The following is a 23,805-nucleotide window of genomic DNA, read 5'->3' as shown; positions in this document are numbered from 1 at the left end:
CCTCCGCTTGCTCCACCCCGCCCGGTTGGCAGCCTGTGCAGCCGGGGGACACCGGACGTTCACGCCCCGCGCATAGTCCTGACTCCATGAGTGGACCACGCGACTGGCGACCCGACGGGTGGGACGAGAGGACGAGACAGGCGCACGCGGCAGGCGGGACCTTCGGGCGCGGCCTCGCACTGTCGCTCCTCGTCGTCCCGCTGGGCGTCGGCGCCTGGCTGCTCCTCTCGCAGCTCGGGTGGATGAGCTCTGTGATCCCGTTCGGCGTCGGGATCCTGGCCTGTCTGCTCTTCCGCTACGGCTCGGGCGGGCCGGTGTCGACCCGAGGCGGAGTCGCGGTCTCGATCGTGGTGGTGGGCACGGTCATCGCCGGCGTGGTCGTCGGGCACACCGCTGCCGCCGTGCGCGGCTACAGCGGCTCGGACGCAGGCGTCGCCGTGCTGGCGGACCCCGGGTTCTGGAGGTCGTTCGGCGACGGATACCTCACCTCGCCGTCGATGCGCCAGGCGCTGTTCTGGAACATCGGGATCGGTCTGCTCCTCGGTGCCATCGGCACGATCCCGACCCTCGCGCGCCACCTCACCCAGCTCCGGGTCGGGCAGCGGCTGCTGCTACTCGTGTGGCCGTTCGTGGCGGCCGGAGCGGTCGTCGTCGTGATCGCGGCCGTCGGTCTGATCGGCGGCCGCCCGAGCCCGGCGGCCGCCACGGCGCAGGCTCCCGTCGTCGGCGAGTGTCTGGATGAGGACGTGCGGCAGGACGCGGTGATCGACTACGGCAAGACCCCGATCATCGTGCCGTGCGACGAACCCCATCGCGCAGAGGTCTTCTACGTCGGCGAGCTCACCGGGGAGGCCGTGCCGGCGGCGTATCCGGGCGAGGAGGAGGTCAGCAGACTGGCGACCGTGCAGTGTTCCGGCCCGATGGCCGAATTCCTCGGAATCGCCGCGAGGCCTCGAAGCTGAACCTGAATCTCTACTTTCCTGCGGAGGAGTCCTGGAAGACGGGCGACCGCCACATCGTGTGCGCCGTGCGCGACCCGGCCGTCGAGCGGACCGAGGGGACCCTGCGCGGGGCTGCGCGCTGAGGCCCTCGGCCGGCTCGGCGACCGGCCCTGGTACGGCCCTCCTCTAGGCCGCCGTCACCCTCCGCACGAACATGCCGACGTGCTCTCGCAACGCCTCGATCCGCTGCAGGCGTGCGGCCTCCACGTCGAATCCGACGTAGGCGAGCGGTGGCCGCTTGCGCACGTTGGCCGAGCACTGGAACTCCGCGCAGACGAGCGTGCCGAGCGTGTCGCCCTTGCGGCCGGCCGCTCCGGCGCGCTTGGCGATGAAGAAGACGACCTCGTTGGGAAGGTGGACGTCTTCGCACCACGAGCACTGCGGCCGGCTGCGGACGCCGCCCTCCGCCGTGCGCAGGAGGACGCCCACGGGTCCGCCGTCGACCTCCACGACGACGTAACCGAGGTTCGGGTTCTTGCGGTCGCGCCAGCCGAGGTAGTCGATGTCGTCCCAGCGGACGGCGTCCAGGTCGGGGAGGGTGAGCTCCTTGCGCTCGCGCTGGGAGGCGTTCACGAAGGAGGAGCGGAGCTGCGGGTCGGTGAGGGGAAGCATGGGTGGATGTCCTGTCTGTCTGAAGGGTGCGCAGGGCGCGCGGGCACGACGAACGGCCCGGAAGGATGCGCGGAGCGCGGGATCACGAGAGGGGAGACAGGACTATCTCGCGCCGGCGATGATGACGCCGACGACCTCCAGACGCCCCGATCGCGGGGCTGAGACGAACTGATCCACGGACGGCAGTCTACGCCTCGGTGCAGGGGGCGAAGACGGAAGCGGCGCCGGATGAGGTCATCCGGCGCCGCTTCGGCTGAGGCGGGGCTCGCGGACTAGCTGGCCACTGTCAGGGTGTTGCTGACGGAGATCATGGTGACGGTCGCCGCCATGATGAAGCCGCCGATGTACGGGTTGTTGGTCGCCCGGTAGATCTTCCTCGTGATCACCGCGGCGGCGGCGAGGATCACGATGACCGGGAAGAGCCAGATGCTGAAGATGCCGCCGAAACCGGGGATCAGGTCACCGGTCGCGAAGAAGGTCCAGTACTGCACGAGGACGAGGATCGCCGGGGCGAGCGCGTTGAACACGGCGAGCAGTGCCGTGTTGACCCACTCCTTCTCGCGGATGGTGAAGCGGTTGAAGCCGTTGATCGCCACCGAGTTCGCGAAGAAGTAGATCAGGAACAGCGGCAGGTAGAGCAGCGCGATGCCGATCTTGTCGGGGGTGAACGCCTTGACCGCGAGCACCCAGAGCCGGAAGTCGGTCGTGAAGAAGTAGTCGACGACGAAGACGATGGAGAACGCCGCGATCACCACGACGGCGCCCAGCCCGATCCCGTGGAAGAAGCGTCGCCAGCCGGGGAGGATCCCCACCGCACGCAGGTCCTGCCCGTTCTTGCGGCCGAACAGCAGATACGAGACGGTCATGACGATGATGGCGAACACACCGTTGATCGCCGACCACAGCCCGATGAAGAACGGCGCGCCCTGCGGGATCCAGGTGGGCACCGCGTTGAAGACGACGCCCTGGATCGCGCTCCACTGGCTGAGGGCGATGTAGCTCCACGCGGAGAACAGGGCCGACACGACGAGCGCGCCCCAGAACCAGAACAGCCCGCGGCGGGTGTTCGCCCTGAGCTCGAGTGGACCGGTCGCGCGCAGGGCGGCGAAGGGGCGCGTGGCGAGGAGGAGCTTGGCGAACGCGACCAGGAAGATCCCGAAGCCGACGAGGCCGACGGCGTTGAAGAGCTCCTTCCACTGCCAGGTCTGCGACCCGGCCGCGATGGGGTCGGGCGCTCCGAACGCCCGCTGGAAGAAGTCGATCGTGTACTCGGTGGTCTGCTTCGAGAAGGGACCCCAGGGGTGCGTCTGGGCGGGCGTGTAGATCACCCGGAAGGCGTCGCGCCCGTCGACGGTCGAGGTGTAGTAGGTCGCGGCGGTGCGCTGCGCTCCGGAGGGGTTCCTCCCGAACTCCAGGAACGACTGGGCGTTGGGCGTGTGGATGAACTCGCGCGGCGGGGTGAGCTCCCTACCGGTGGCGTCGTAGCTGCGGAAGAAGAACTCGTCGTACTGGTCCGCGACGATCCCGACGTCGCGCGAGCCGTAGTTGTTGACGTACTTCTTCGGGTCCTTCAGGTCGGTGTAGAAGCCTTCGTTGTCGACCAGGAGGGCCGCGGCGATGAGCGGAGACTTCGCGGTGTTGTCGATCATCAGGGAGAAGTTGGCCGCCCTGGCGCCGTTCGAGTGGCCGGTGACGCCGATCCTGCTGTGGTCGACGTAGGGCAGCTGGGCGACGAGCTTGACGGCGTCGTACATGCCCGTCCCGGCGTCGGCCTCCTTACCGAGGGGAAGCGGACCGGAGTCGCCGTGGCCGTACATGTCGATCGAGACGACGACGTAGCCGCGCTTGGCGAGCTCGACGTAGTTGGCGTCCTGCATCTCGCGGTTGTTCCACCAGCCGTGGCTGACCACGACCGCCGGCGCCTTGGCGGTGGCGGTGGCCGAGTCGGGCTTGTAGAGCAGGGCGCTCATCTCGATGCCGGACGCGGTCTCCCACCGCAGATCCTTCACCGCGACCGTGGCGCCGTTCGTCTGGACGAAGAAGGCGCCGACCGCGGAGATCAGGCAGAGCGCCAGCGCGATGATGACCCAGACCCCGTCGCGGCGCAACAGTGCGGGGCGGGCGGTGGCTGTGGGGGATGTCGGAGGTGGTGTGAGCGTCACTGCTTCTTCTTTCTGTGTGACTGAGCCGGTCGACCGGTCAGCGGAGGTCGCGCGTGTTCGCCGTTCCGGGCGGACAGCGGGCACGTGGGCGGCTGCGCCCGTGCCCATCCCCAGGGGGCCGAGGGTCGGGGAGACAGCTGATATCGGCAGCTGTCTCCCCTATCCGAGACCGAGCCGACGTGGATCGGCCGTGGAGGCCTCGGAATGGTGGACGCGGATGCAGGTCTCCGCGCACGGTCCGGCCCTCGGTCGATCGAACGGCCACGTCACGGTCGATCACCAGGGTGCTGTCGAGCTCCGAATCGCTCGACATAGCCAGATGCTAGCGAGAACCCGGAGCGGTTCTCGCCGTGGAGGACTGCACAATTGTGCGGATCGACCACAGTGATCCGCGGAATCCGGCTGATCTTCGTGCGAACAAATGTGCAGCGCACCGCCGGATGGCCTTACTTAGTGGCTGCTAACTAAGTTGCGGACTCCGCTAGATTTGTCTCCATGGCCCGAGAGCGAATGTCCGCTGCCGATCGGCGGCCGCTGGCCACCCGCGCTGCGCTGAGCGTCTTCGCCGATGCGGGATACGTCGGGACCTCGATGACCCAGGTCGCTCAGCGGCTCGGCGTCTCGCAGCCGTACCTCTTCCAGCTGTTCGACTCGAAGCACGCCCTGTTCGTGGAGTGCGTCGAGCTCTGTCACGACCTCATCGAGGCGACCATCGACGAGCTGGAGGAGGAGGCCGGGGCGACCGGTGGCACGCTGACGCTGGCCGCCCTGGGTGCGGCGTACGCGCACCTCCTCGCCGACGAGTCCGTCCTTCAGTTCCAGCTCCAGGCGTGGGCCGCGGCGTGCGCCGACGACGAGATCGAGCGGATCTGCCGAGTCCGGATGACACGCCTGGTCGCGCGGGTGCGCCAGCTCACCGATGCGAGCGAACAGGACGTCGACATGTTCTTCGCCCGCGGAGCGCTGAGGATCGTCCGGACCGCGATCCGGATGCCCATGCCCGCCGAGTTGGACGCGACGATCGACTACGGCGGCGGCGCAGGCGACACGGCGACCGCGGTCACCTTCCTGCCGCCGGACCGCCCGCGAGGGTAGGCCGCGCGGAGCGGACGGGGGCAGCTGCGCCGGCCGTTCCCGTCGCCCCGAGATCGCGCGGATCACGGGTGGTATAACGTTGTAAAACCTGCGGCCCGTGGAGGGGGAGCGATGGCGGTGACGCTGCACGACGTGGCCCGGCGGGCCGGGGTCTCGATCAAGACGGTCTCCAACGTCATCAACGACTACCCCCACATCCGTCCGGCCACCCGCACCCGGGTCGAGGAGGCGATCGCCGAGCTCGGCTACACGCCGAATCTGACCGCCCGCAACCTGCGGTCGGGCCGCACGGGCGCCATCGCGCTCGCAGTGCCCGATCTGGCGTTGAACTACTTCGCCGAGCTGGCTGCCGCCGTGATCGCGGAGGCCGAGAGCGCCGGCTTCGCCGTTCTCGTCGAGCAGACCGGGGGCGAGCGGGAGCGGGAGCTGGAACTGCTGCAGAGCCCGCGGCGGAAACTCACCGACGGTCTGATCTTCAGCGCCCGAGGCATGGGGCAGGAGGACGCGTCGCGGCTCGACGTGCCGTACCCGCTCGTGCTGCTGGGCGAGCGGATCTTCGATGAGAACGTGGACCACGTGACCATGCGGAACGTCGAGGCCGCCCAGGCCGCAACCCGGTACCTGCTGGGGTCGGCTCGGCGTCGCATCGCGGTCGTCGGCGCCCACCGCGGCGAGGTCGTGGGTTCGGCGGGGCTCCGGCTGCGCGGCTACCGGGAGGCGCTCGAGGAGGCCGGGATCCCGTCTGACCCTGACCTCATCACCTACGCCGATCCGTGGCATCGGTTCAACGGCGCGGCCAGCGTGCGGACTCTCATCGAGACGGGCGTCGCCTTCGACGCGGTCTTCGCGTTCAACGACGCCCTCGCGTTCGGGGCGATGCGCGCGCTCGACGAGGCCGGCCTCCGGGTTCCCCAGGACGTCGCCGTGATCGGCTTCGACGACGTCGACGAGGCCGAGTACTCCATCCCCTCGCTGACGAGCGTCGATCCGGGACGCGCCTGGATCGCCCGTTCGGCGGTGGGGCGCCTCCTGGAGCGGATCACCGCGCCGGAGGCCGCGGGGCCGCCCCGGCTGCTGCTCGCCGATTTCCGCATCGTCGAGCGCGAGTCGGCGACGGCGGGCGCCAGAGGCAGCGGCGCCTGACCCGGCCCGTCCTTGACGGGACCCGGACCGCTCGATATTCTCTACAACGTTTACCTACAACGTTGGAGAGCGACGAGAAGCCCTATGACCAGTGCACACCTCACCATCGACCCGCGTTCGGCGATCGGCGCCGTGCGACGCCGCCTCTTCGGCGGGTTCGTCGAGCACCTCGGCCGCCACGTCTACGACGGCATCTACGAGCCCGGCCACCCGGAAGCCGACGGCGAGGGCTTCCGCCGCGACGTGATCGAGCTCGTGAAGGAGCTCGGTGTGTCCACCATCCGCTACCCGGGGGGCAACTTCGTCTCCGGGTTCCGCTGGGAGGACAGCGTCGGTCCGCGCGAAGACCGGCCGCGGCGTCTCGACCTGGCCTGGCACTCGACCGAGACCAACGAGGTCGGTCTCCACGAGTTCGCCTCCTGGCTCGACAAGGTCGGCAGCAACCTGATGATGGCCGTGAACCTCGGGACGCGGGGCACGCTCGAAGCGATCGATCTGCTCGAGTACGCCAACGTGCCGGGCGGGAGCACCCTCAGCGACCGCCGCGTCGCGAACGGCCGAACGGCGCCGTTCGACGTGCGCATCTGGTGCCTCGGCAACGAGATGGACGGCCCGTGGCAGCTGGGCCACCGCTCGGCCGACGACTACGGCAAGCTCGCAGCGCAGACCGCGAAGGGGATGCGCCAGCTCGACCCGTCGATCGAGCTGGTGGTGTGCGGCTCGTCGGGCGCCGCCATGCCCACGTTCGGCGAGTGGGAGCGGGTCGTGCTCACCCACACGTACGACGACGTGAACTACATCTCGCTGCACGCCTACTACCAGGAGCGCAACGGCGACCTGGACAGCTTCCTGGCGTCCTCCACCGACATGGACCGCTTCATCGAGTCGGTGGTCGTCACGGCGGACCACGTGAAAGCCGTCCGCGGAAGCGACAAGACCATCGAGCTCTCGTTCGACGAGTGGAACGTCTGGTACATGGACCGCTGGCAGGGCGTCGACAAGATCGAGGGCATCGACAACTGGCCGGTCGCGCCGCGCCTCCTGGAGGACGTGTACTCGGTCGCCGACGCGGTCGTCTTCGGCAGCCTGCTGATCTCGCTGCTCAAGCACGCCGACCGGGTGACGAGCGCGTCGCTGGCCCAGCTGGTGAACGTGATCGCGCCGATCATGACAGAGCCGGGAGGCCCCGCCTGGCGGCAGACGACGTTCTTCCCGTTCTCGATCACTTCACGGCTCGCCCGCGGCGAGGCGCTCCGGATCCCGATCGAGAGCCCGACCCACTCCACCGCCGTCTACGGGGAGGTGCCGCTGGTCGACGCGGTCGCGACGAACGACCCCGAGTCGGGGCGGACCGCCCTGTTCCTGGTGAACAGGAGCGTGACGGAGCCCATCACGGTGATCGCCGACATCAGCGCGCTCGGCGACGTGGGCGTCCTCGAGTCGCACACCCTCACCGACGACGACGTGAACGCGAAGAACACGCTCGAGGACCGCGAGCGGGTGGCGCCGCGCGCCGCCGCGGTCTCGATCGCCGATGGCGTCCTGCGCGTCGAACTGCCGCCGGTGTCGTGGACGGCGGTGTCGCTGGGGTGAGCGACGCGGGCGGGACCCGGGCCGCCGTCTAGAGTCGAGGCGTGAACCGCACCGACCGTCTCTACGCACTGGTCGAGGAGCTCCGCGCCGTCGCGCCGCGCCCGCGCAGCGCCCGGTGGCTCGCCGAGCGTTTCGAGGTCAGCTCGCGGACGATCGAGCGGGACCTGTCCGCCCTGCAGCAGGCCGGCGTGCCGATCTGGGCGGAGTCCGGAAGGACGGGCGGGTACACGATCGACCGCGCGCACACCCTGGCCCCGCTCGGGTTCACCGTCGACGAGGCGCTCGCCGTCACGACGGCGCTCGGGATGCTGGCGTCGAGTCCGTTCGCGACGTCCGCCGCCTCCGCGCTGCGCAAAGTGGTCGCCGTGATGGACGAGCCGAAGCTCCGCGAGACGGCGGAGCTGGCGGCACGCATCCACCTCCTCGACGACGGCCGGGCGGCGGAGGTCGTGGCGGGCCTCGACGGCGCGCTGCGCTCCGGACGCGTGCTGCGGATCGTCTACCGCGACCGCGCCGGTACCGAGACGGAGCGCGAGGTGGAGCCCCTGGGCTACGTGGGCAAGGGGCGCGACTGGTATCTCATCGCCTGGTGCCGGCTGCGCGACGGGATCCGCGCCTTCCGCGGCGACCGGATCGCCTCGGTGGAGACCACGGGCGAGCGCCCGCCCCGCCGCGCCCTCACCATCGCGGAGCTCGACATCGCGTACGGGGAGGTCCGCAGCCTCCGGCTCGGCGACGATCAAGCCTGAACGCCGTCCGCTCGTAAACACCGACAGGACGGTGTCGCCCGGCCGCCGCAGTCTGGATGGCGGGGTCGAACGGCCCCGGCAGAGAGGATCACCCATGGACTTCGCATCCGTCCGCATCATCACCGACGATCTCGACGGTCTCGTCGCGTTCTACGAACTCGTCCTGAACGCTCCCGCGTCCCGGCCGGCCCCGGTGTTCGCCGAGTTCCGCACGCGGGCCGGCGCGCTCGCCATCGGGAGCACGGCCACCGTGGCGATGCTCGGCGAGGCGGCGCCCCGGCCCGGAAGCAACGCGTCGGTCATCCTCGAGTTCGTCGTCGCCGACGTCGACGCCGAGTTCGCCCGCATCGAGTCACGGCTGCGGGAGGTCGTGCTGGCGCCGACGACGATGCCCTGGGGCAACCGGTCGGCACTCTTCCGCGACCCGGACGGGAACCTGGTCAATCTCTTCAGTCGGCCGGTGGAGTAGGCCGGTGGAGTAGGCCGGTGGACGACGGGAGGCCGGCCCCGCCATCCGGGACCGGCCTCCTGTCGTCGCGCGTGGATCAGCTCGCGCGGCGCAGCTTGTCGAACAGCGGCTTGAAGGTGATGCCGGCGATCGCCGCGCCGACGATCGGCGCGACGATGGACAGCCAGAGCTGGGCGAGAGCCGTGGGTCCGCCGTAGATCGCGGTCGCGATCGAGCGGGCCGGGTTGAACGACCCGTTCGAGATCGGGATCGCGACCAGGGCGACCAGGGTGAGGGTGAGCCCGATGGCGAGGGGGCCGAAGCCGTCCGCCGCGCGGCTGCTCGTGACGCCGAGGATGACGTAGACGAGGATCGCGGTCGCGATGATCTCCACCAGCAGCGAGGAGACCAGACCGAAGCCGCCGGGGGAGAGCTCGCCCCAGCCGGTCGACGCGAAGCCGCCCTTCTGCGCGTTGGCGAGGAACCCGTCCGGCCCGGCTGCCGCGATGGCGACGAGGAGGGACGACGCGACGATGCCGCCGACGAGCTGCGCGACGATGTAGCCGGCGACGTCCTTCCAGGCGAACCGGCCGGCGATCGCCAGGCCGATGGTCACGGCCGGGTTGAAGTGGCCTCCCGAGACCGGCCCGAAGGCGTAGGCGGAGACCAGCACGCTCAGGCCGAGGGCGAGCGCGACGCCGAGGAAGCCGACGTTCAGCCCTGCGGTGCCGCCGTTGAACCCGGCAGCGAAGAGCGCCGTGCCGATGACGCCGAAGACCAGGACGAACGTCCCGGCGACCTCGGCGGCGAGACGCGCGGCCACCGCGGGGGAGGCGGGCGCGACGGGCGCGGCCGACACGGTGGCGGGCGGTGCTGCTTCTGACATGCTGATCCTTTGCTGGATGTTCAGGGGGAGTCGGAAGTGACTCCGATTTGAACATAGCGAGGGTCGACGGGGAGCGCGAGGAGTGTTACGCGGGTTTCATCCGCTGCTAAAGAGATATATACTCGCCGCACATCTCTATATACAGGGGGGGGGCTTGTGACCCAGACAGAACCCGTCCACCGCAGCAAGAAGCTCATCGCCTTCCGCGACGATCAAGTGGCCATGCTCTCGGCGATCGCGGATGACACCCACTCGACCTTCACTGCCACGGTGCTCGACGCCGTCGATGCCTACATCGCGGCGCACGACAGGGTGGTGCAGCAGGCCATCGACCGGATCGTGACGGAGAACGCCGGCCTGCTCGAGCGGCTGCGCGACGCGTGAGCGTCCGCTACCTGACGCTCGAGGAGGCGCTTCTGGGCATCGCGGCCGTCCATGGCGGCAGGCCGCTCGACTACATTCGCGACACGGTTCTCCTGCAGTCCGCTCTCGAGCGGCCGGCGGCGACACTGTTCGGTCGCGACGCCTATCCCGATGTCTACGCCAAAGGCGCGGCTCTGCTGCACTCGCTCCTGCGCAACCACGCGCTGCTCGACGGGAACAAGCGCACGGGCTGGATCCTCTGCGTGCTCTTCTTCCAGCTCAACGGGTTCGAGGAGAACTACGACGAAGACGCGATGTTCGACACCATCGTGGCGATCGCCGCGGGGGAGCTGCAGGAGATCGGGGACATCGCCGAGCGGCTCGCGCTGTGGTTCACACGCGTCACCAACGATTGAGTCCGCCCGCATGACCATCACGCTTTCACGCGTCGATCCCGTGGCGGATGCCGCCGAGCTCATCGCGTTGCTCTCGACCAACCGGTTCCCGTTCCACAGCTCCGTGCAGCCCACCCGCGAGGAGGTGGCGAGACGTGTCGCCCGGGGCGACTTCAGCGGACCGGCGAACGAGGCGTACTGGATCCAGGATGCGTCGATCGGGGAGGGCCATCGCGTGGGGCTCATCGTCTTCGAGGAGATCACCGACGGCACTCCGCTGATCGATCTGCGAATCGCGGAAGCACATCGCGGGCGCGGCCTCGGCCGGGCAGCCCTTCGGCTGGCCACCGCGACGGTCTTCCGCGCGCATCCCGAGCTGAACCGGATCGAGGGCAACACCCGCATCGACAATGCGGCGATGCGTCGCGTGTTCACGGCGGCCGGGTACGTCAAGGAGGCTCACTATCGCGAAGGCTGGCCCGTCGCGGGGAAGCCTCCGCTCGACGCGGTGGCGTACGCGATCCTGCGGAGCGATTGGACCGAAGGCACCATCACGCCCGTGCCCTGGGCGACCTGACCCGCCCTCGATAGGGTGACTCCATGCTCTCCACCACCCTCCCGTCCGGCGCCACCCTCAGCCCCCTCGAACCGTGGCGGGCCGAGGAGTTCGCCGCGCATCTCGATCGGGCGCGCGAGCACATCCGGCCGTGGGTCGGGCCGTCGTTCGTCACCACCGACATCGACGGCGCGCGGGCGACGCTGGACCGCTACGCCGAGCGTGCGGCTCGGGAGGGTGCGGGCATCTACGGGATCCGGGTCGGTGAGATGCTCGTCGGCGGCGTCATGTTCGTCGACTTCTCGCCGGCGACCGGCTCCTTCGAGATCGGCTGCTGGCTCGAGCCGGGTGCGGAGGGCCGTGGCCACATCACCGCCGCCGTGCGCGTGCTGCTCGCGTATGCGTTCGACGAGCGCGGTATGCACCGCGCCGAGTGGCGGTGCCGCAGCGACAACGAGCGCAGCTCCGCCGTCGCCCGGCGCCTCGGGATGACGCTGGACGGCGTGCTCAGGGAGGCGTGGCCGGTCGCCGGCGTGTTCCACGACAAGCAGGTGTGGTCGCTGCTGGCGGGGGAGTGGGAGGCCGCTCGAGGCTGACACCCGCCGGGCGGGAGCGAGGGCTCACTTCAGGTGCAGCACGATCCCGGTCAGGCCGTGCAGCACGCTCGCGACCCCCGCCGAGACCGCGTCGGTCGCGCGCCGGGCGGTGACGGCGGTGGGATCGATGTCGCCGTCCTGGCTGATGCCGGTGCCCCGGAAGCTGGCTCCGGCCCAGATCACCGAGGTGACGTTGGCCGTCGGCTCCGGCAGTTCCGCGCCGACGATGAGGAACTGCTGGTGCAGGTGCTGCGCGGTGGTCAGCGAGAACACGTCGACGACGTCCGGGCCGGCTCCGATCACCAGGTCCGGTGACGTCTCGATCGCGCGGAGCAGCTGGTCCTCGACCTCGTCGTCGCCGCGCGCGGTGAGCGCGGTGACCGTCACGCCGCGCTGCCGCGCCCAGCGCGTGACCCCGGAGACCAACGTCGAGGTCGCGCTGTCGGCGCCCGCGCTGACGACGACGACGGTGTAGCCGGCCGGGGGCTCGACGCCGTCCCACGATCCGCGTTCCGGCTCGATCGTCGCCTCCGGAGTCGGCGTGGTGACGCTGCCGAGAAAGCCGCTCCCGAGCGGCTGGACGCCGGAGGCGCCCGTCGTCACGGGCTCGGGTGCGAGCGCCGCGCAGCCGGAGAAGAGAAGGGCAGCGGCGGCGCACACGGCAGCGACGAGCGGCGCGCGTGGGTGGAGTCGAGGCACGCCCCCACGCTCCCCGAGAGGGCGAGCCGAACAATGACGACGGGGCCGTGGGCGGGTGAACGGGAGGCAAACACTCGTGACGGCCCCGGGCCGCCCCGGTGGCCCGCGTTCCCCCGCGTTCGCGTCCCGGCCCCGACCCGTTCACCCGGCTCCGAAACGTTGTGGCGGTGATCCAGACCCTCCCTCGCCTCCAGACCGACCTCCGACCGCGCCGCCGAGCAGGTCGACGAGCCCGCATCCGGGCGCTCGTCGCCGTCGCGCTGGCCGCCGCCGCCGTGCTCCTCCCCGCCGCGGCCGCCGGGGCGCACGGCTTCTCGTCCGTGGCGTACGTCGACGTGACCGGACGAGCCGACGGTGTGGTCCGCACCGCCCTCGACCTCGAGTACGACCTGCTCGTGGTCTCGGCGGCCGAGAGCGAGAAGGACCGGGCGCTGTTCGACCAGGGGACGGAGCTCTTCCAGACCGGCGAGGAAGCGACCGCGATGAACGCTCACGCCGACTCGGTCACCTCCTATGTCACCGATCGCTTCACCGTGAGCGCCGGCGGCGCCACCTGCCGGCCGGCCCGCGTCGGCGACATCACCGTGCACGAGCGCGACGGGGTGCCCTACGCCACGCTCGTCCTCGACCACACCTGCGCGGGAGGCTCCGGTCACGAGTTGCGGAGCGGGTTGTTCCCCGACGCGGAGGGCTACGTCAAGGACACCAAGACCATCGTCACCTATGCGATCGACGACAAGGACGGCAGCGCGGCGCTCGACGCGGAGCACCCGTCGTTCTCCACCGAGCAGACCGCGGGGGAGCGGTTCGGGGAGTTCTTCCTGCTCGGCGCCGAGCACCTGCTGAGCGGGATCGACCACATCCTGTTCCTGCTGGCGCTGATCGTCGGATCCCGTCGCCTCCGGGATGTGGTGCTCGCCGCGACGACGTTCACGGTCGCGCACTCGATCACCTTCCTGCTGGCCGCGCTCGGGCTCGTCACCGTACCGGCCGCCGTCGTCGAACCGGTGATCGCGCTGTCGATCGCCGTCGTGGCGGCCTGGTACCTGTGGACCGTGCGGCGCCGCATCCTCCTGCCGTCCGCCGAGCTCGCGCCCGAGCTCGTGCCCACGCCGCCCGGGCCCCTCGGGCTCGGGCGCGCGGACTGGCTGCGCCTCGCGGTGGTCTTCCTCTTCGGGCTCGTGCACGGCCTCGGGTTCGCGAGCGCGCTCGGCATCGACGAGCCGTGGTCGTGGACGCTGCTGTGGTCGCTCCTGGTCTTCAACGTCGGCATCGAGGCCGTGCAGCTCGGGATCATCGCCGTCGTCTTCCCACTGCTCCTCCTGCTGCGCCGACGCACTCCACGGACGGCGCTGTGGATCGGCATCGTGGTGGCCGCGGCGGTCACCGTCGTCGCCCTGTTCTGGTTCGTCGGCAGAATACTGGGACTCGAATGGGGGTGACTTTCGCGCCCAGTCCACGCTTACAACTCTGAGAGTTCACTCAGGATTCATCACGGCCCGAGACGGTGGTCACATCCGCGCTTCGCGGACACCTCACCAGATCACCAGAAAGGCATCGGACCTCCATGTCGAGTGACGACATCCGGCGCGCCAGCGCGTCCCTCCATCGCCGCACCACAACACGCCTCGCCGCAGCAGCGGTGTGCATCGGCGTGATGCTCGGAGGCGGCGCCATCGCCGCCCCGGCCGCCTTCGCGGCCTCCGCCAACCAGACCGACATCGTGTTGCACGTCGGCTCCGACCAGTCTCAGCGCAACTTCTCCTGGTACTCCGCGGCCGACGTGCCGCAGGTCGTCCAGGTCGCCTACGCGTCCGACGTCGTCGGGGGCGCGTTCCCGCAGGTCTCCAAGAGCATCCCCGCCACGGGAGGCCCGACCACCAGCGGTGAGTTCAACCGCTTCGCGACCGTCACCGGTCTCAAGGAGAACACGGCCTACGTGTACCGCGTCGGCACCGAGGGCGACTGGTCGGCGACCTACTCGTTCCGCACCCAGAAGTTCACGGGGGACTTCAACTTCCTGTTCTTCGGCGACCCGCAGATCGGTTCGTCCGGCAACGTGCCGAACGACGCGGCCGGCTGGGTCGACACGCTCAACGTCGCCACCGCGGCCTACCCCGACACCGAGATGCTGTTCTCGGCCGGCGACCAGGTCGAGACCGCGGCCAACGAGACCCAGTACGAGGCGTTCCTGCAGTCCGACAAGCTGCGCCAGATCCCGTTCGTCGCCACCAACGGCAACCACGACGTCGGCTCGAAGGCGTACGAGCAGCACTTCAACACCCCGAACGTCGACCGCACCGCCGGCGCGAACACCGGCACCGGCTCGGGCGGCGACTACTGGTTCATCTACAAGGACGTGCTGTTCCTCGACATCAACTCGAACAGCCGCGACGCCTCGCACATCGCGTGGATGCAGAAGATCGTCGCAGAGCAGGGCTCGAAGGCGAAGTGGAAGGTCCTCGCCTTCCACCACTCGATCTACTCGTCCGGTCCGCACGCCACGGACAGCGACATCCTCGACCGCCGCAACGTGCTGCCGACGGCCATCTCCGACCTCGGCATCGACCTGGTGCTGCAGGGACACGATCACAGCTACGCGCGCAGCTACCTCATCCGCAACGGTGAGAAGGCGAACGCGGCCGAGGCGGCCGGGGCCGACTCGGTGGTCGCCGGCCCGGGCGGGGTGCTCTACGTGACGGCCAACTCGGCGTCCGGATCGAAGTACTACGACCTGCAGAACAAGGGCTTCTGGTGGCTCTCGGTCCAGAACCAGGAGAAGGTCCGCAACTACAGCGCGATCGACATCACCTCGAACGCCATCACGGTCAAGACGCTCCGCAGCCAGGCCAACGGCTCGGACAAGCCCGTGAACAGCATCGTCGACCAGGTCACCCTGACCCGCGAGGCGAAGCCGGACACCGACGCGCAGCAGCTGCAGGTCACCGTCCCGGAGGCCGCCCCCGGCGAGTTCGTCTGGAACGTCGACGGCACCAACGGCCTCGTCGACCTCGGCAAGGCCGTTGCGGCCGGCGACCACTACGCCGCTGTCGGCTCGATCAACCCGATCCGCGTCACGGACACCCGTGCCGCCGGACCGCAGTGGTCGATCTCGGCCCAGGTGAGCGACTTCGCCGCGGGTGACAAGAAGTTCTCGGGCAAGTACCTCGGCTGGACGCCGGCGGTCACCCAGGCCGGCGGCGACGCCAAGGCCGGCGACCGCGTGCAGTCCGGGTTCTCGGGCGGAAACGGTCTCTCCGCGTCGTCCACGCTCGGTCACGCCGACGGCGGTCACTCGAAGGGCTCCGCCAAGCTCGGCGCCGCCCTGGAGCTCGACATCCCCGTCGACGTCGCCAACGGCACCTACACGGCGACCCTGACGCTCACCGCGCTCAGCTAGCCGACCGCACCACTGGTCCGGGCGGGCGGCCGCCGCCCGCCCGGACTCCCACGAACCTCACCAGGAAGAACGATGCGCACCGCGACCCTCCCCTCCGCCTCCCCGCTCGCGCGCCTCACCGCCGCGCTGGTCTCCGCCCTCCTCGTCGCCGCGACCGTCGCCGTCGGCGGTTCCGCGTCGCCGGCGCTCGCCGCGGGCGACGGTGACGTCACCTGGGGTGTGCGCACCGCCGCCAACCAGAACGGCGCCGACCGCCAGAACTTCGGCTACCGGATCGCGCCGGGCGGCACGATCACCGACGCGATCGTCGTCGGCAACCACGCGGCAACACCGATCACACTCGACGTCTATGCGGCGGACGGCTTCACCACGAGCAGTGGTCAGCTCGACGTGGCGAAGCGCGACGCGAAGGCGGTGGCCGTCGGCGCGTGGACCGCACTGCGCGACCACACGGTCACGATCGCCCCCGGCGGCGCGGTGGAGGTGCCGTTCACCGTCACCGTTCCGAAGGACGCGACACCCGGCGACTACGCGGGCGGCATCCTGACGTCGCTGCCGCACGCCGCGCAAGAGAACGGCATCAGCGTGGACCGCCGTCTGGGGATCCGGATGCACCTCCGGGTGGACGGGAAGCTCGCCCCCGCGGTCGCCGTCGAGAAGATGCGCGTGGACTACACCGGCACGCTCAACCCCTTCGGGACAGGTGACGCCACGGTGACCTACACCGTTCGCAACACCGGCAACGTGCGGCTCTCGGCCGGTCAGACGGTGGCGCTCAGCGGGCCGTTCGGCTGGTTCCCCGTCGAAGCGGGAACGGTCACCGCCGTCCCCGAGCTGCTGCCGGGCGAGTCGTGGAGTGTGTCCGTGCCGGTCCGCGGCGTCATCCCCGCCTTCTGGCTGACAGCGAAGGCCGTGCTGAGCCCGAAGCTGCCCGCTGTCACGGGATCGACGCCGGGCGTCGACGGCGTCGCGGCCGAGGCCGGCGCCCTGGCCGTGCCGTGGCCGCTGCTGGTGCTCCTGCTCGTGATCGCGGCCGCGGTCGTCGGGACCGTGCTGCTGCTCCGCCGTCGCCGGCGCTCGAGCGCGGAGCGCGAGGACGAGCGCGTCAAGAAGGCGGTCGAGGAGGCGCTGAAGGGCGTGGAGGGCGAACCGGCGGCGGGCGCCTGACCCGCGCGCCGGGCGCGCCTACCGCCCGGCGCGCCTACCGCCCGGCGCGGCTCCCGGTCGCGATCCGGCCGTCCACCACGGTGACGATCTCGTCGAGGGTGGGCGAGTGGACCAGGTCGTGCGTGACGAGCAGGGTGGCGGTCTCCTGGCCGTGCGTGAGCCGCGCGATGAGGTCCATGATCGCCGCGCCGCGCTCCTGGTCGAGTGCGCTGGTCGGCTCGTCGACCAGCAGCACAGAGGGCTGCCGCACGAGCGCTCGTGCGATCGCGACCCGCTGGCGCTGGCCTCCGGAGAGCTGGGCCGGTCGCTTGTCGGCGTGCTCGGCGAGCCCGACCGCGTCGAGCAGCCCGTCGACGCGGTCGCGGACCGCGGCCCGCGCCGACTTCCTGCGGCTTCCGCCGAGCTCGCCCATGACCTGCAGCTGCTCGCGTGCGGTCAGCGACGGCAGCAGGTTGGACTGCTGGAAGACGATGCCGATCCTCTCGCGGCGCAACCGGGTGGCCTGCTCAGCGGACAGTCCGCTCGCGTCTTCTCCATCGATCAGCACCCGCCCGCTGTCGGGGCGGATGAGGGTCGCGGCGAGGGCGAGGATGCTCGACTTGCCGGAGCCGGACGGACCGGTGATGCCGGTGACCACACCGGGCCGGCCGTAAAGGGTGACGCTGTCGACCGCGGTGATGCGGCCGGCGCCGTCGGGGAAGGTCAGGGTGACGTCGTCGAGGGTGATCATCGGTTGCTCCCGAGTGCGGTGAGGGGGTCGGCGTGGGTGACGGTGCGGAGGGCGACGGCGGCGCCCGCGAGCCCGAGGACGGTCATCGCCGCCGCGGGGACGAGCGTCGTGATCGGCGCCACGAGGAACGGCAAGGCGTTTCCGGCGAGAGCGCCGAGTCCGACGACGGCCAGCATCCCGATCCCGATGCCGCCCACCAGCACGACGAGCGCCTGGCCGAGGGCGTCGAGCACGAGCGAGCGCTGGGTGGCGCCCAGGGCTTTCAGCACCGCGATGTCGGCGGAGCGCTGCATGGTCCAGACGGTGAAGAAGGCGCCGACGACGAGGGCGGAGATCCCGAACAGCATCGCGACCATCAGGCCGAGGGAGCCGATCTCGCTCTTGAAAGCCTCCAGCGCCGTCAGGCTGAGCAGGGTCGGCTGGGCGCTCGTGCCCGTCGCCGACGCGACGGCGTCCCAGTTCGGGCTGCCGGTCACGGCGAGCACGGTGGCGTCGCCGTCCCCGCCCATCCGCTTGTCGGCCTGCGCCCAGGCGGCGGGCGTCAGCGCGACCACCGCGGTGTGGCTGTACCAGGCGTCGCCGCCGACGGAGGCCACGCGGTAGTCGGTGCCCAGGATCGTGACGGTGTCGCCCGCGGACGCGTGCAGTTCCTTCGCGGCGCCGGCCGAGAGGCCGACGGTGTCGTCGGTGCTCGGGGCGAGGGCGGTGAGGTCCGTCTCCCTGGGTGCGCCGGTGTCGGGGAGTCCGAACAGCGCGACCCCGGAGGAGGCCGAGCCCGACTGGGCGCGGGTCTGCGCGATCCCGATCGGGACGACCGTGTCGACCCCGTCGGCCTTCCGCCAGTGCTCGACCGTCGCGGGGGACAGCGACGACTCGCTGAAGCTCGCGCTCCCGGTGGCCGGTTTCTCGAGCACGAGGTGGTCGCCGGGGAGCCCGAGCACCGCGGAGATGTTCTGGGCGGCGAGTCCGCCGGTGAGGCCGGCCAGGAAGCCGACGAGGACGGTGATGAGCGCGACGACGGTCCCGATGAGGAGGAACCGGCCGCGGGCGTGGCGCAGGTCTCGCCAGGCGACGAACACGAGGAGTCCTTTCCGAGGGCGGAACGGTTCCGCCTTTCGTTCCTCCAGCCTTCTCGTGATCCCCAGCGGTCACATCGTCAGCACGGTCCAACCTCGTCTCCGACTTTCCATTGATGCCACGGGCGCGGCCGATCCCTAGGCTGGAGTCGTCATGTCCCACAGCGCACTCACCCCGGTCTTCGTCGGACTGCGAGTCGGGCTGCACGTCCTCATCGCGGGACTGCTCGTCCTCGTGGTCGTCCGGCTGCCCGGGCTGGAGCCGCAGGCAGCGGTCGCCGGGCTGGTCCTCGCCGTGCTGTTCGCCGTGGTGTACCTCACGAGCCTGCTGATGCGGGCCGTCCCCCCGCAGAGCAGGAGGCGCGCGGGCGTCGTCTGGATCAGCGCGCTGGGCCTGGTCTGGGTGGGGCTGGTCATCGTGGTCCCCGAAGCGGCCTACCTCGCGTTCCCGCTGTTCTTCCTCTGCCTGCACCTGCTGCCGCGCTGGGTCGGCCCTGTCGCCGTCGTGGCGCTGACCGTCGTCGCGATCGTCGCTCTGAGCCTCCATCAAGGCTTCTCGGCCGGGGTCGTGATCGGCCCGCTGATCGGCGCGGCCGTGGCGATCCTCCTGGGTCTCGGCTACCGGGCGCTGGCGCGGGAGGCCGTGGAGCGCGAGGCGCTGCTCACGGAGCTCATGGCGACGCGCGACCGGCTCGCCGCGACCGAGCGGGAGCAGGGCGCGCTGGCGGAGCGCGGTCGCCTCGCCCGCGACATCCACGACACCGTCGCGCAGGGCCTGTCGAGCATCCAGCTGCTGCTGCACGCCGCGGAGCGGGCCGACCCTGACGGCCCGGGGATCGAGCAGATCCGACTCGCCAGGACGACAGCGGCCGACAGCCTCGCCGAGACCAGGCACATCATCCGCGAGCTGACGCCGCCGTCGCTCGACGGCGGCCTCGGGGAGGCCCTCCAGCGCCTCGGCGCCGCGCAGGCCGTTCCGGGCTCGCTGCGCGTGGACGTCGAGACGCCGCCGGCGATCGACCTGCCGATGGACGTGCAGACGGCGTTCCTGCGGATCGCGCAGGGCGCGATGGCGAACGTGCGGACGCACTCCGGCGCGACGCACGCGCGCATCCTGCTGCGGTCGAGCGACGACGGGACGGTGCTGCGCATCGCCGACGACGGCGTGGGCTTCGACCCCGACTCCGTCGGGTCCGGTGCCGGCGGAGCCGATTCGTTCGGCCTGCGTGCCATCGCCGAGCGCGTGGCCCAGCTGGGCGGCCACCTCTCCGTCGAGAGCGCCCCAGGGGAGGGGACCTCGGTGACGGTCACGCTGAGGAAGGACGCGACGTGATCCGCATCCTCATCGCCGACGACCACCCGGTGGTCCGCGCCGGCATCCGCGCCCTCCTCGACGGGGAGGACGACCTCGAGGTCGTCGGCGAGGCGCCGACCGCGGATGAGGCGGTGACGCTCGCGTCGGCCTCCACCCCCGATCTGGTGCTGATGGACCTGCAGTTCGCCGACGGCCCGCGCGGTGTGGAGGCCACGCGCCTGATCCGCGCGCTGCCTTCGCCGCCGCACGTGCTGGTGCTGACCAACTACGACACCGACACCGACATCCTCTCGGCCATCGAGGCCGGCGCGAGCGGCTACCTCCTGAAGGACGCGCCGCCCGACGAGCTGGTCGCGGCCGTGCGGGCCGCCGCCGCGGGCGAGAGCGCCCTCGCGCCCGTGATCGCGAGCCGGCTGATGGCCCGGATGCGCTCACCGCAGATCACCCTGTCGTCCCGCGAGCTCGAAGTGCTCGAACTGGTGGCGCAGGGAGCGGGCAACGCCGAGATCGCCCGCCGCCTGCACATCGCCGACGCGACGGTGAAGTCGCACCTGGTGCACGTGTTCACCAAACTCGGGGTGGCGTCGCGCACCGCGGCCGTGAACGCGGCGCGGGAGCGGGGGATGCTGCGGTAGGAGGCGCCCCCACCCCCGGCATTCCCGAAGATTCGTGACGAATGTCGACATTCGTGCCACGAATCTCGACATTCGTCACGAATGTCGAGCTGGCAGCGGCCTCACCGCCGGCGCATCGGCCGCACGGTGAGCGACTCGATCGCGCCGGTGGGAGGGAGGTCCACAGCGACGCGCACGGTCGCCGCGACCATCTCGGGGGTGATCGCGTAGGCCGGGTCGTAGGCGTGGCCCTCCCGGGCGACGAGGGCTCGCTGCATGTCGGTGTCGACCCGGCCCGGGTGGATGCTGGTGACCCGGACGCCGTTCGGCCGTTCCTCCTCGCGCAGGGCGTCGGTGAGGGCGCGGAGCGCGAACTTCGAGCCGGAATACACACCACCGCCCGCTCCACTGGCGAGTCCCGACCCGCTGTTGATGGCGACCACGAGCCCCTGCGCCGACCGCAGGGCGGGGAGCGCCCGGCGCAGGAGTGCGGCGATCGAGAACACGTTCACCTCGAACACACGGCGCCAGGTGGCGTCGTCGGTGTCGGCGATCGTGCCGCCGTCCTCCACGCCGGCGGACAGCACGATCACGTCGAGGCGGTCCGGCAGCGGCGGGAGCGTCTCCCCGGTCAGGTCGCCGACGAACGGCTCGGCGGACGGCAGGGCAGCCACCACCGCGGCGACGGCGTCGGCATCGCGGCCGCCGACCACCACGTGATGCGTGCGGCCGAGCTCTTCGGCGATGGCGCGGCCGATGCCGCGCGAGGCTCCGGTCACGAGGACGACAGGGCGGGACGGGGATTCGGTGGCGGCCACCATCCGACTCTACGACGCCGACGCGATACCGATGCCGACGCCGATGCCGACGCCCAGGTGGAGGCGTTTCTGTGAACCTCCATCGACGCACGCACACGACCCCGGCGGATCGATCGGATACCCATAGCAGACATTCAGGATATGTCCCGATTTCTGTGTCGAATATTGGAGCCCGCGAGCTTGAATGGAGGGGAGAGAAGGGCCGGGAATGGAACTGAGCGAGGTCGACGAGGGCACCCTCCTGGCGGGGGTCTCCGTCGTGGTGCCGACCTTCGACGAGGCGGGCAACATCGGTGAACTCGTCGACCGGCTGGCCCGACTGCTCGACCCGGAGCTCAGCGAGATCGTGATCGTCGACGACTCCGCCGACGACACCGCCCTGGTGGCGTCGACCCGCGCCGCCCTGCTCCCTCACCGCATCACCGTCGTCCACCGGGAGACCCCCGTCGGCGGTCTGTCCGGCGCGGTCCTCGTCGGCATGGAGCTCGCGACGCAGCCCTGGGTCGTCGTGATGGACGGCGACTTGCAGCACCCTCCGGAGGACCTCCCCCGGATGATCGGCGCGGCTCGCGACCGCGGTGCCGACATCGTCGTGGCCTCCCGTCACCTCGACGGCGGCAGCGCCGGCGGCCTCGACGGCCTGCTGCGCCGCATCGTCTCCGCCGCCAGCACGGTCGCCGCGCGCGCGATGTTTCCGCGCCGCCTGCGCGACTGCACCGACCCGATGACCGGGTTCTTCGCCGTGCGGCGCGAGACGCTGGTGCTCGATTCGATGCATCCCCAGGGGTTCAAGATCCTCCTGGAGGTCCTCCTCCGGCACCGCCTGTCGCTCATCGAGGTCCCCTTCGTGTTCGGCACCAGGACGGCCGGAGTCTCGAAGGCGACCTTCGCCAACGGCGCGGCCTACCTGCGTCAGCTCGTCGCGCTCCGGTTGCGCGTGCCGGCCGGGATCGGCTGACCGGGCGGCGACGATGACGATCGCTCCGGTCGTCCCCCGCTCCCGGCGGCTCCGCCTCCCGGAGGCGCTGGCCCGACGGCCGGGGCTGCTGCTCCTGCTGCTCGGCGCGAGCTGTGCCGTGATCGCGTGGCTCCGGCTGCCGGAGATCGCCCGCGACACCTTCTGGGCGGAGGACGGGAGGACGTTCGTCTCCGCCGCGGCCATCGGCGGACCGGGTGTGATCGTTCAGCCCTACGCGGGCTACCTGCACACCGTGCCCCGCCTGGTGGCCGCCCTGGTCGTGCTGCTGCCCGTGGGCTGGTGGGCGCTCGCGACGACCGCGGCGGCGTGCGCGATCGCCGGAGGGCTGGCGGTCGTCGTGTTCGTCTGCGCCCGCGACCTCGTGCCGTGGCTTCCGGCCAGGGTCGCGGTCGCCGCACTCACCGTCCTCGCGCCGTTCGCGCCGCGCGAGGTGCTGGGGAACCTGGCGAACCTCCATTCGCTGTTCCTGTGGGCGCTGTTCTGGATCGTGCTGTCGCGTCCCCGCAGACTGCGGACCGCAGTCGCGCTCTCGATCGTGGGATTCTTCGGCGCGCTGACGGAGATCCAGGCGGTGTTCCTGACGCCGCTCCTCCTGTTGCACCGGCGGGATCGGCTGGTCTGGGCCGCCAGGGCGGGACTCGTCGCCGGCCTCCTCATCCAGATCGCCGTGACGCTGGGCTGGCCGCGCGCCCACAACACGAACCCCGGGATCGACCCGCTGTCGCTGGGCTACGGGTTCCTGATCAACGCGGTCATGCCGCTGGCCGTCCCGCAGTCGCAGCTCGGTGCCGTGCTCGCCGCGAGCGGGCCGCTCGCGGGCCTGACCGTGCTGGCCGTCCTCCTCGCCGCAGCGGTGTACGCGGGCGTGCGGGGCTCACGCGCGCAGCGGATGCTCGTCGTGGCGGCGCTGAGCGGAGCCGCGCTGATCTTCGCGGCCGACGTCGAGACGAACCCCAACGGCTTCTACGACTATGCGGCGCTCGCGCCGGGCCAGCTGCGCGACGCGTGGCTGACCCGGTACGGCGTGATCCCGTCGATGCTGCTCGCGGTCGTGCCGTTGGTCGCGGTGTCGATCGCACTGGCGAGGCGCCGGGAGCACGTCGCGCTCCGGTGGACGGCGGCCGCGGTGGCGGCGCTCTCGCTCGTCCTCGTGCTGGCGCAGGCCGGGCCGCAGTGGACGCGGCGGTCGGAAGGCCCCGCGTGGACACCTCAGCTCGCGGCGGCCGGCGAGCAGTGCCGGCGCGACGACGAGCTCGCGTTCGTGAACCTCCACGAGACCATCGGCTGGAAGGTCACGGTGCCCTGCCGGTATCTCCTCCCGGCCGGCTCCGACCCGGATTCTTAGCCCTTCCTGGGTTCGGTCCTCCTACGGTGTTCGCAGGCGCCGGCGGTGGGCGTCCCCAGTGCC

24 protein-coding genes are annotated in these 23,805 nt (G+C 70.9%); 17 read left to right on the top strand and 7 right to left on the bottom strand.

What is annotated here, in order from left to right; all coding sequences use genetic code 11:
- The first annotated feature begins 86 nt into the window (after nt 1–86).
- Nucleotides 87–962: a septum formation family protein gene (locus KNO15_RS15055; protein WP_241704587.1), complete on the top strand. Its 876-nt coding sequence runs from the start codon at nt 87–89 to the stop codon at nt 960–962.
- 165 nt (nt 963–1,127) lie between these two features.
- Here the strand turns inward: KNO15_RS15055 and KNO15_RS15050 are convergent, their stop codons facing one another.
- Nucleotides 1,128–1,613, bottom strand: coding sequence for an FBP domain-containing protein (locus KNO15_RS15050; RefSeq protein ID WP_241704586.1), 486 nt, complete (start codon nt 1,611–1,613; stop codon nt 1,128–1,130).
- A 272-nt stretch (nt 1,614–1,885) separates the two neighbouring features.
- Nucleotides 1,886–3,775 (bottom strand): dienelactone hydrolase family protein, encoded by a 1,890-nt coding sequence (locus tag KNO15_RS15045; protein ID WP_241704585.1) that lies wholly within the window; start codon nt 3,773–3,775, stop codon nt 1,886–1,888.
- Between the two features lie 495 nt (nt 3,776–4,270).
- Here KNO15_RS15045 and KNO15_RS15040 point away from each other — a divergent pair, with 495 nt between their 5' ends.
- The 5 genes from KNO15_RS15040 (at nt 4,271) to KNO15_RS15020 (ending at nt 8,824) form a co-directional block, all read left to right on the top strand.
- On the top strand, nt 4,271–4,870 hold the full coding sequence (locus KNO15_RS15040; protein ID WP_241704584.1) for a TetR/AcrR family transcriptional regulator: 600 nt from the start codon (nt 4,271–4,273) through the stop codon (nt 4,868–4,870).
- A 111-nt stretch (nt 4,871–4,981) separates the two neighbouring features.
- Nucleotides 4,982–6,013 carry a LacI family DNA-binding transcriptional regulator gene (locus KNO15_RS15035; protein ID WP_241704583.1) on the top strand — a complete coding sequence of 344 codons (1,032 nt, stop codon included), beginning with the start codon at nt 4,982–4,984 and terminating at the stop codon, nt 6,011–6,013.
- 84 nt (nt 6,014–6,097) lie between these two features.
- Entirely contained in the window at nt 6,098–7,606 is a 1,509-nt protein-coding gene (gene arfA, locus KNO15_RS15030) for an arabinosylfuranosidase ArfA (protein WP_241704582.1), read from the top strand.
- A gap of 41 nt (nt 7,607–7,647) precedes the next feature.
- Nucleotides 7,648–8,355, top strand: coding sequence for a helix-turn-helix transcriptional regulator (locus KNO15_RS15025; protein WP_241704581.1), 708 nt, complete (start codon nt 7,648–7,650; stop codon nt 8,353–8,355).
- 94 nt (nt 8,356–8,449) lie between these two features.
- Nucleotides 8,450–8,824, top strand: coding sequence for a VOC family protein (locus tag KNO15_RS15020; RefSeq protein ID WP_241704580.1), 375 nt, complete (start codon nt 8,450–8,452; stop codon nt 8,822–8,824).
- A gap of 76 nt (nt 8,825–8,900) precedes the next feature.
- On the opposite strand, the gene KNO15_RS15015 is transcribed toward KNO15_RS15020, so the two are convergent.
- The gene (locus KNO15_RS15015) at nt 8,901–9,689 is read right to left on the bottom strand and encodes an aquaporin (RefSeq protein ID WP_241704579.1); all 789 of its coding nucleotides are present in this window, start codon (nt 9,687–9,689) and stop codon (nt 8,901–8,903) included.
- 156 nt (nt 9,690–9,845) lie between these two features.
- On the opposite strand from KNO15_RS15015, the gene KNO15_RS15010 reads away from it, so the two are divergent.
- From KNO15_RS15010 to KNO15_RS14995, 4 genes are read left to right on the top strand one after another with little or no spacing between them, the layout of a single operon-like run.
- The gene (locus KNO15_RS15010) at nt 9,846–10,073 is read left to right on the top strand and encodes a hypothetical protein (RefSeq protein WP_241704578.1); all 228 of its coding nucleotides are present in this window, start codon (nt 9,846–9,848) and stop codon (nt 10,071–10,073) included.
- Nucleotides 10,070–10,468, top strand: a complete 399-nt coding sequence (locus KNO15_RS15005; RefSeq protein ID WP_241704577.1) for a type II toxin-antitoxin system death-on-curing family toxin — start codon at nt 10,070–10,072, stop codon at nt 10,466–10,468. The genes KNO15_RS15010 and KNO15_RS15005 overlap by 4 nt, the downstream gene beginning before the upstream one ends.
- Before the next feature lie 10 nt (nt 10,469–10,478).
- Nucleotides 10,479–11,024, top strand: coding sequence for a GNAT family N-acetyltransferase (locus KNO15_RS15000; protein WP_241704576.1), 546 nt, complete (start codon nt 10,479–10,481; stop codon nt 11,022–11,024).
- Between the two features lie 23 nt (nt 11,025–11,047).
- On the top strand, nt 11,048–11,599 hold the full coding sequence (locus KNO15_RS14995; protein ID WP_241704575.1) for a GNAT family N-acetyltransferase: 552 nt from the start codon (nt 11,048–11,050) through the stop codon (nt 11,597–11,599).
- A 24-nt stretch (nt 11,600–11,623) separates the two neighbouring features.
- Here KNO15_RS14995 and KNO15_RS14990 read toward each other — a convergent pair whose 3' ends face one another.
- A complete protein-coding gene (locus KNO15_RS14990; protein ID WP_241704574.1) occupies nt 11,624–12,298 on the bottom strand; it encodes a BMP family ABC transporter substrate-binding protein in 675 nt (224 codons plus the stop codon).
- 167 nt (nt 12,299–12,465) lie between these two features.
- Here KNO15_RS14990 and KNO15_RS14985 point away from each other — a divergent pair, with 167 nt between their 5' ends.
- The 3 genes from KNO15_RS14985 (at nt 12,466) to KNO15_RS14975 (ending at nt 16,865) form a co-directional block, all read left to right on the top strand.
- Nucleotides 12,466–13,740 (top strand): HupE/UreJ family protein, encoded by a 1,275-nt coding sequence (locus KNO15_RS14985; RefSeq protein WP_241704573.1) that lies wholly within the window; start codon nt 12,466–12,468, stop codon nt 13,738–13,740.
- A 125-nt stretch (nt 13,741–13,865) separates the two neighbouring features.
- Nucleotides 13,866–15,698: an FN3 domain-containing metallophosphoesterase family protein gene (locus tag KNO15_RS14980; RefSeq protein ID WP_241704572.1), complete on the top strand. Its 1,833-nt coding sequence runs from the start codon at nt 13,866–13,868 to the stop codon at nt 15,696–15,698.
- 72 nt (nt 15,699–15,770) lie between these two features.
- Nucleotides 15,771–16,865, top strand: a complete 1,095-nt coding sequence (locus tag KNO15_RS14975) for a WxL protein peptidoglycan domain-containing protein (protein ID WP_241704571.1) — start codon at nt 15,771–15,773, stop codon at nt 16,863–16,865.
- 34 nt (nt 16,866–16,899) lie between these two features.
- Here the strand turns inward: KNO15_RS14975 and KNO15_RS14970 are convergent, their stop codons facing one another.
- Together KNO15_RS14970 and KNO15_RS14965 are read right to left on the bottom strand one after the other, a co-directional pair.
- The gene (locus tag KNO15_RS14970) at nt 16,900–17,595 is read right to left on the bottom strand and encodes an ABC transporter ATP-binding protein (protein WP_241704570.1); all 696 of its coding nucleotides are present in this window, start codon (nt 17,593–17,595) and stop codon (nt 16,900–16,902) included.
- Nucleotides 17,592–18,674 carry an ABC transporter permease gene (locus tag KNO15_RS14965; RefSeq protein WP_241704569.1) on the bottom strand — a complete coding sequence of 361 codons (1,083 nt, stop codon included), beginning with the start codon at nt 18,672–18,674 and terminating at the stop codon, nt 17,592–17,594. The genes KNO15_RS14970 and KNO15_RS14965 overlap by 4 nt, the downstream gene beginning before the upstream one ends.
- Before the next feature lie 151 nt (nt 18,675–18,825).
- Here KNO15_RS14965 and KNO15_RS14960 point away from each other — a divergent pair, with 151 nt between their 5' ends.
- The gene (locus KNO15_RS14960) at nt 18,826–20,004 is read left to right on the top strand and encodes a sensor histidine kinase (RefSeq protein WP_241704568.1); all 1,179 of its coding nucleotides are present in this window, start codon (nt 18,826–18,828) and stop codon (nt 20,002–20,004) included.
- Nucleotides 20,001–20,621: a response regulator gene (locus tag KNO15_RS14955; protein WP_241704567.1), complete on the top strand. Its 621-nt coding sequence runs from the start codon at nt 20,001–20,003 to the stop codon at nt 20,619–20,621. Before KNO15_RS14960 ends, KNO15_RS14955 begins: the two co-directional genes overlap by 4 nt.
- A 101-nt stretch (nt 20,622–20,722) precedes the next feature.
- Here KNO15_RS14955 and KNO15_RS14950 read toward each other — a convergent pair whose 3' ends face one another.
- Nucleotides 20,723–21,418 (bottom strand): SDR family oxidoreductase, encoded by a 696-nt coding sequence (locus tag KNO15_RS14950; RefSeq protein WP_241704566.1) that lies wholly within the window; start codon nt 21,416–21,418, stop codon nt 20,723–20,725.
- A 208-nt stretch (nt 21,419–21,626) separates the two neighbouring features.
- On the opposite strand from KNO15_RS14950, the gene KNO15_RS14945 reads away from it, so the two are divergent.
- Both KNO15_RS14945 and KNO15_RS14940 read left to right on the top strand, forming a co-directional pair.
- Nucleotides 21,627–22,376 (top strand): polyprenol monophosphomannose synthase, encoded by a 750-nt coding sequence (locus KNO15_RS14945; RefSeq protein ID WP_241704565.1) that lies wholly within the window; start codon nt 21,627–21,629, stop codon nt 22,374–22,376.
- Between the two features lie 13 nt (nt 22,377–22,389).
- Nucleotides 22,390–23,742 carry a hypothetical protein gene (locus KNO15_RS14940; RefSeq protein WP_241704564.1) on the top strand — a complete coding sequence of 451 codons (1,353 nt, stop codon included), beginning with the start codon at nt 22,390–22,392 and terminating at the stop codon, nt 23,740–23,742.
- Nucleotides 23,743–23,805: the final 63 nt, after the last annotated feature.

This window comes from Leifsonia shinshuensis, from assembly GCF_022606355.1.
Taxonomy (GTDB): Bacteria; Actinomycetota; Actinomycetes; order Actinomycetales; family Microbacteriaceae; genus Leifsonia; species Leifsonia shinshuensis_B.
This window is presented reverse-complemented; position numbering and strand designations above follow the sequence as displayed.

What these genes read in the sequence shown, in the direction of transcription:
- KNO15_RS15050 (WP_241704586.1), bottom strand. Translation starts at nt 1,613, where the DNA reads ATGCTTCCCCTCACCGACCCGCAGCTCCGCTCCTCCTTCGTGAACGCC.
- KNO15_RS15040 (WP_241704584.1), top strand. Translation starts at nt 4,271, where the DNA reads ATGGCCCGAGAGCGAATGTCCGCTGCCGATCGGCGGCCGCTGGCCACC.
- KNO15_RS14995 (WP_241704575.1), top strand. Translation starts at nt 11,048, where the DNA reads ATGCTCTCCACCACCCTCCCGTCCGGCGCCACCCTCAGCCCCCTCGAA.
- KNO15_RS15055 (WP_241704587.1), top strand. Translation starts at nt 87, where the DNA reads ATGAGTGGACCACGCGACTGGCGACCCGACGGGTGGGACGAGAGGACG.
- KNO15_RS14970 (WP_241704570.1), bottom strand. Translation starts at nt 17,595, where the DNA reads ATGATCACCCTCGACGACGTCACCCTGACCTTCCCCGACGGCGCCGGC.
- KNO15_RS14980 (WP_241704572.1), top strand. Translation starts at nt 13,866, where the DNA reads ATGTCGAGTGACGACATCCGGCGCGCCAGCGCGTCCCTCCATCGCCGC.
- KNO15_RS15000 (WP_241704576.1), top strand. Translation starts at nt 10,479, where the DNA reads ATGACCATCACGCTTTCACGCGTCGATCCCGTGGCGGATGCCGCCGAG.
- arfA (WP_241704582.1), top strand. Translation starts at nt 6,098, where the DNA reads ATGACCAGTGCACACCTCACCATCGACCCGCGTTCGGCGATCGGCGCC.
- KNO15_RS14960 (WP_241704568.1), top strand. Translation starts at nt 18,826, where the DNA reads ATGTCCCACAGCGCACTCACCCCGGTCTTCGTCGGACTGCGAGTCGGG.
- KNO15_RS15020 (WP_241704580.1), top strand. Translation starts at nt 8,450, where the DNA reads ATGGACTTCGCATCCGTCCGCATCATCACCGACGATCTCGACGGTCTC.
- KNO15_RS15015 (WP_241704579.1), bottom strand. Translation starts at nt 9,689, where the DNA reads ATGTCAGAAGCAGCACCGCCCGCCACCGTGTCGGCCGCGCCCGTCGCG.
- KNO15_RS14940 (WP_241704564.1), top strand. Translation starts at nt 22,390, where the DNA reads ATGACGATCGCTCCGGTCGTCCCCCGCTCCCGGCGGCTCCGCCTCCCG.
- KNO15_RS14945 (WP_241704565.1), top strand. Translation starts at nt 21,627, where the DNA reads ATGGAACTGAGCGAGGTCGACGAGGGCACCCTCCTGGCGGGGGTCTCC.
- KNO15_RS14975 (WP_241704571.1), top strand. Translation starts at nt 15,771, where the DNA reads ATGCGCACCGCGACCCTCCCCTCCGCCTCCCCGCTCGCGCGCCTCACC.
- KNO15_RS15035 (WP_241704583.1), top strand. Translation starts at nt 4,982, where the DNA reads ATGGCGGTGACGCTGCACGACGTGGCCCGGCGGGCCGGGGTCTCGATC.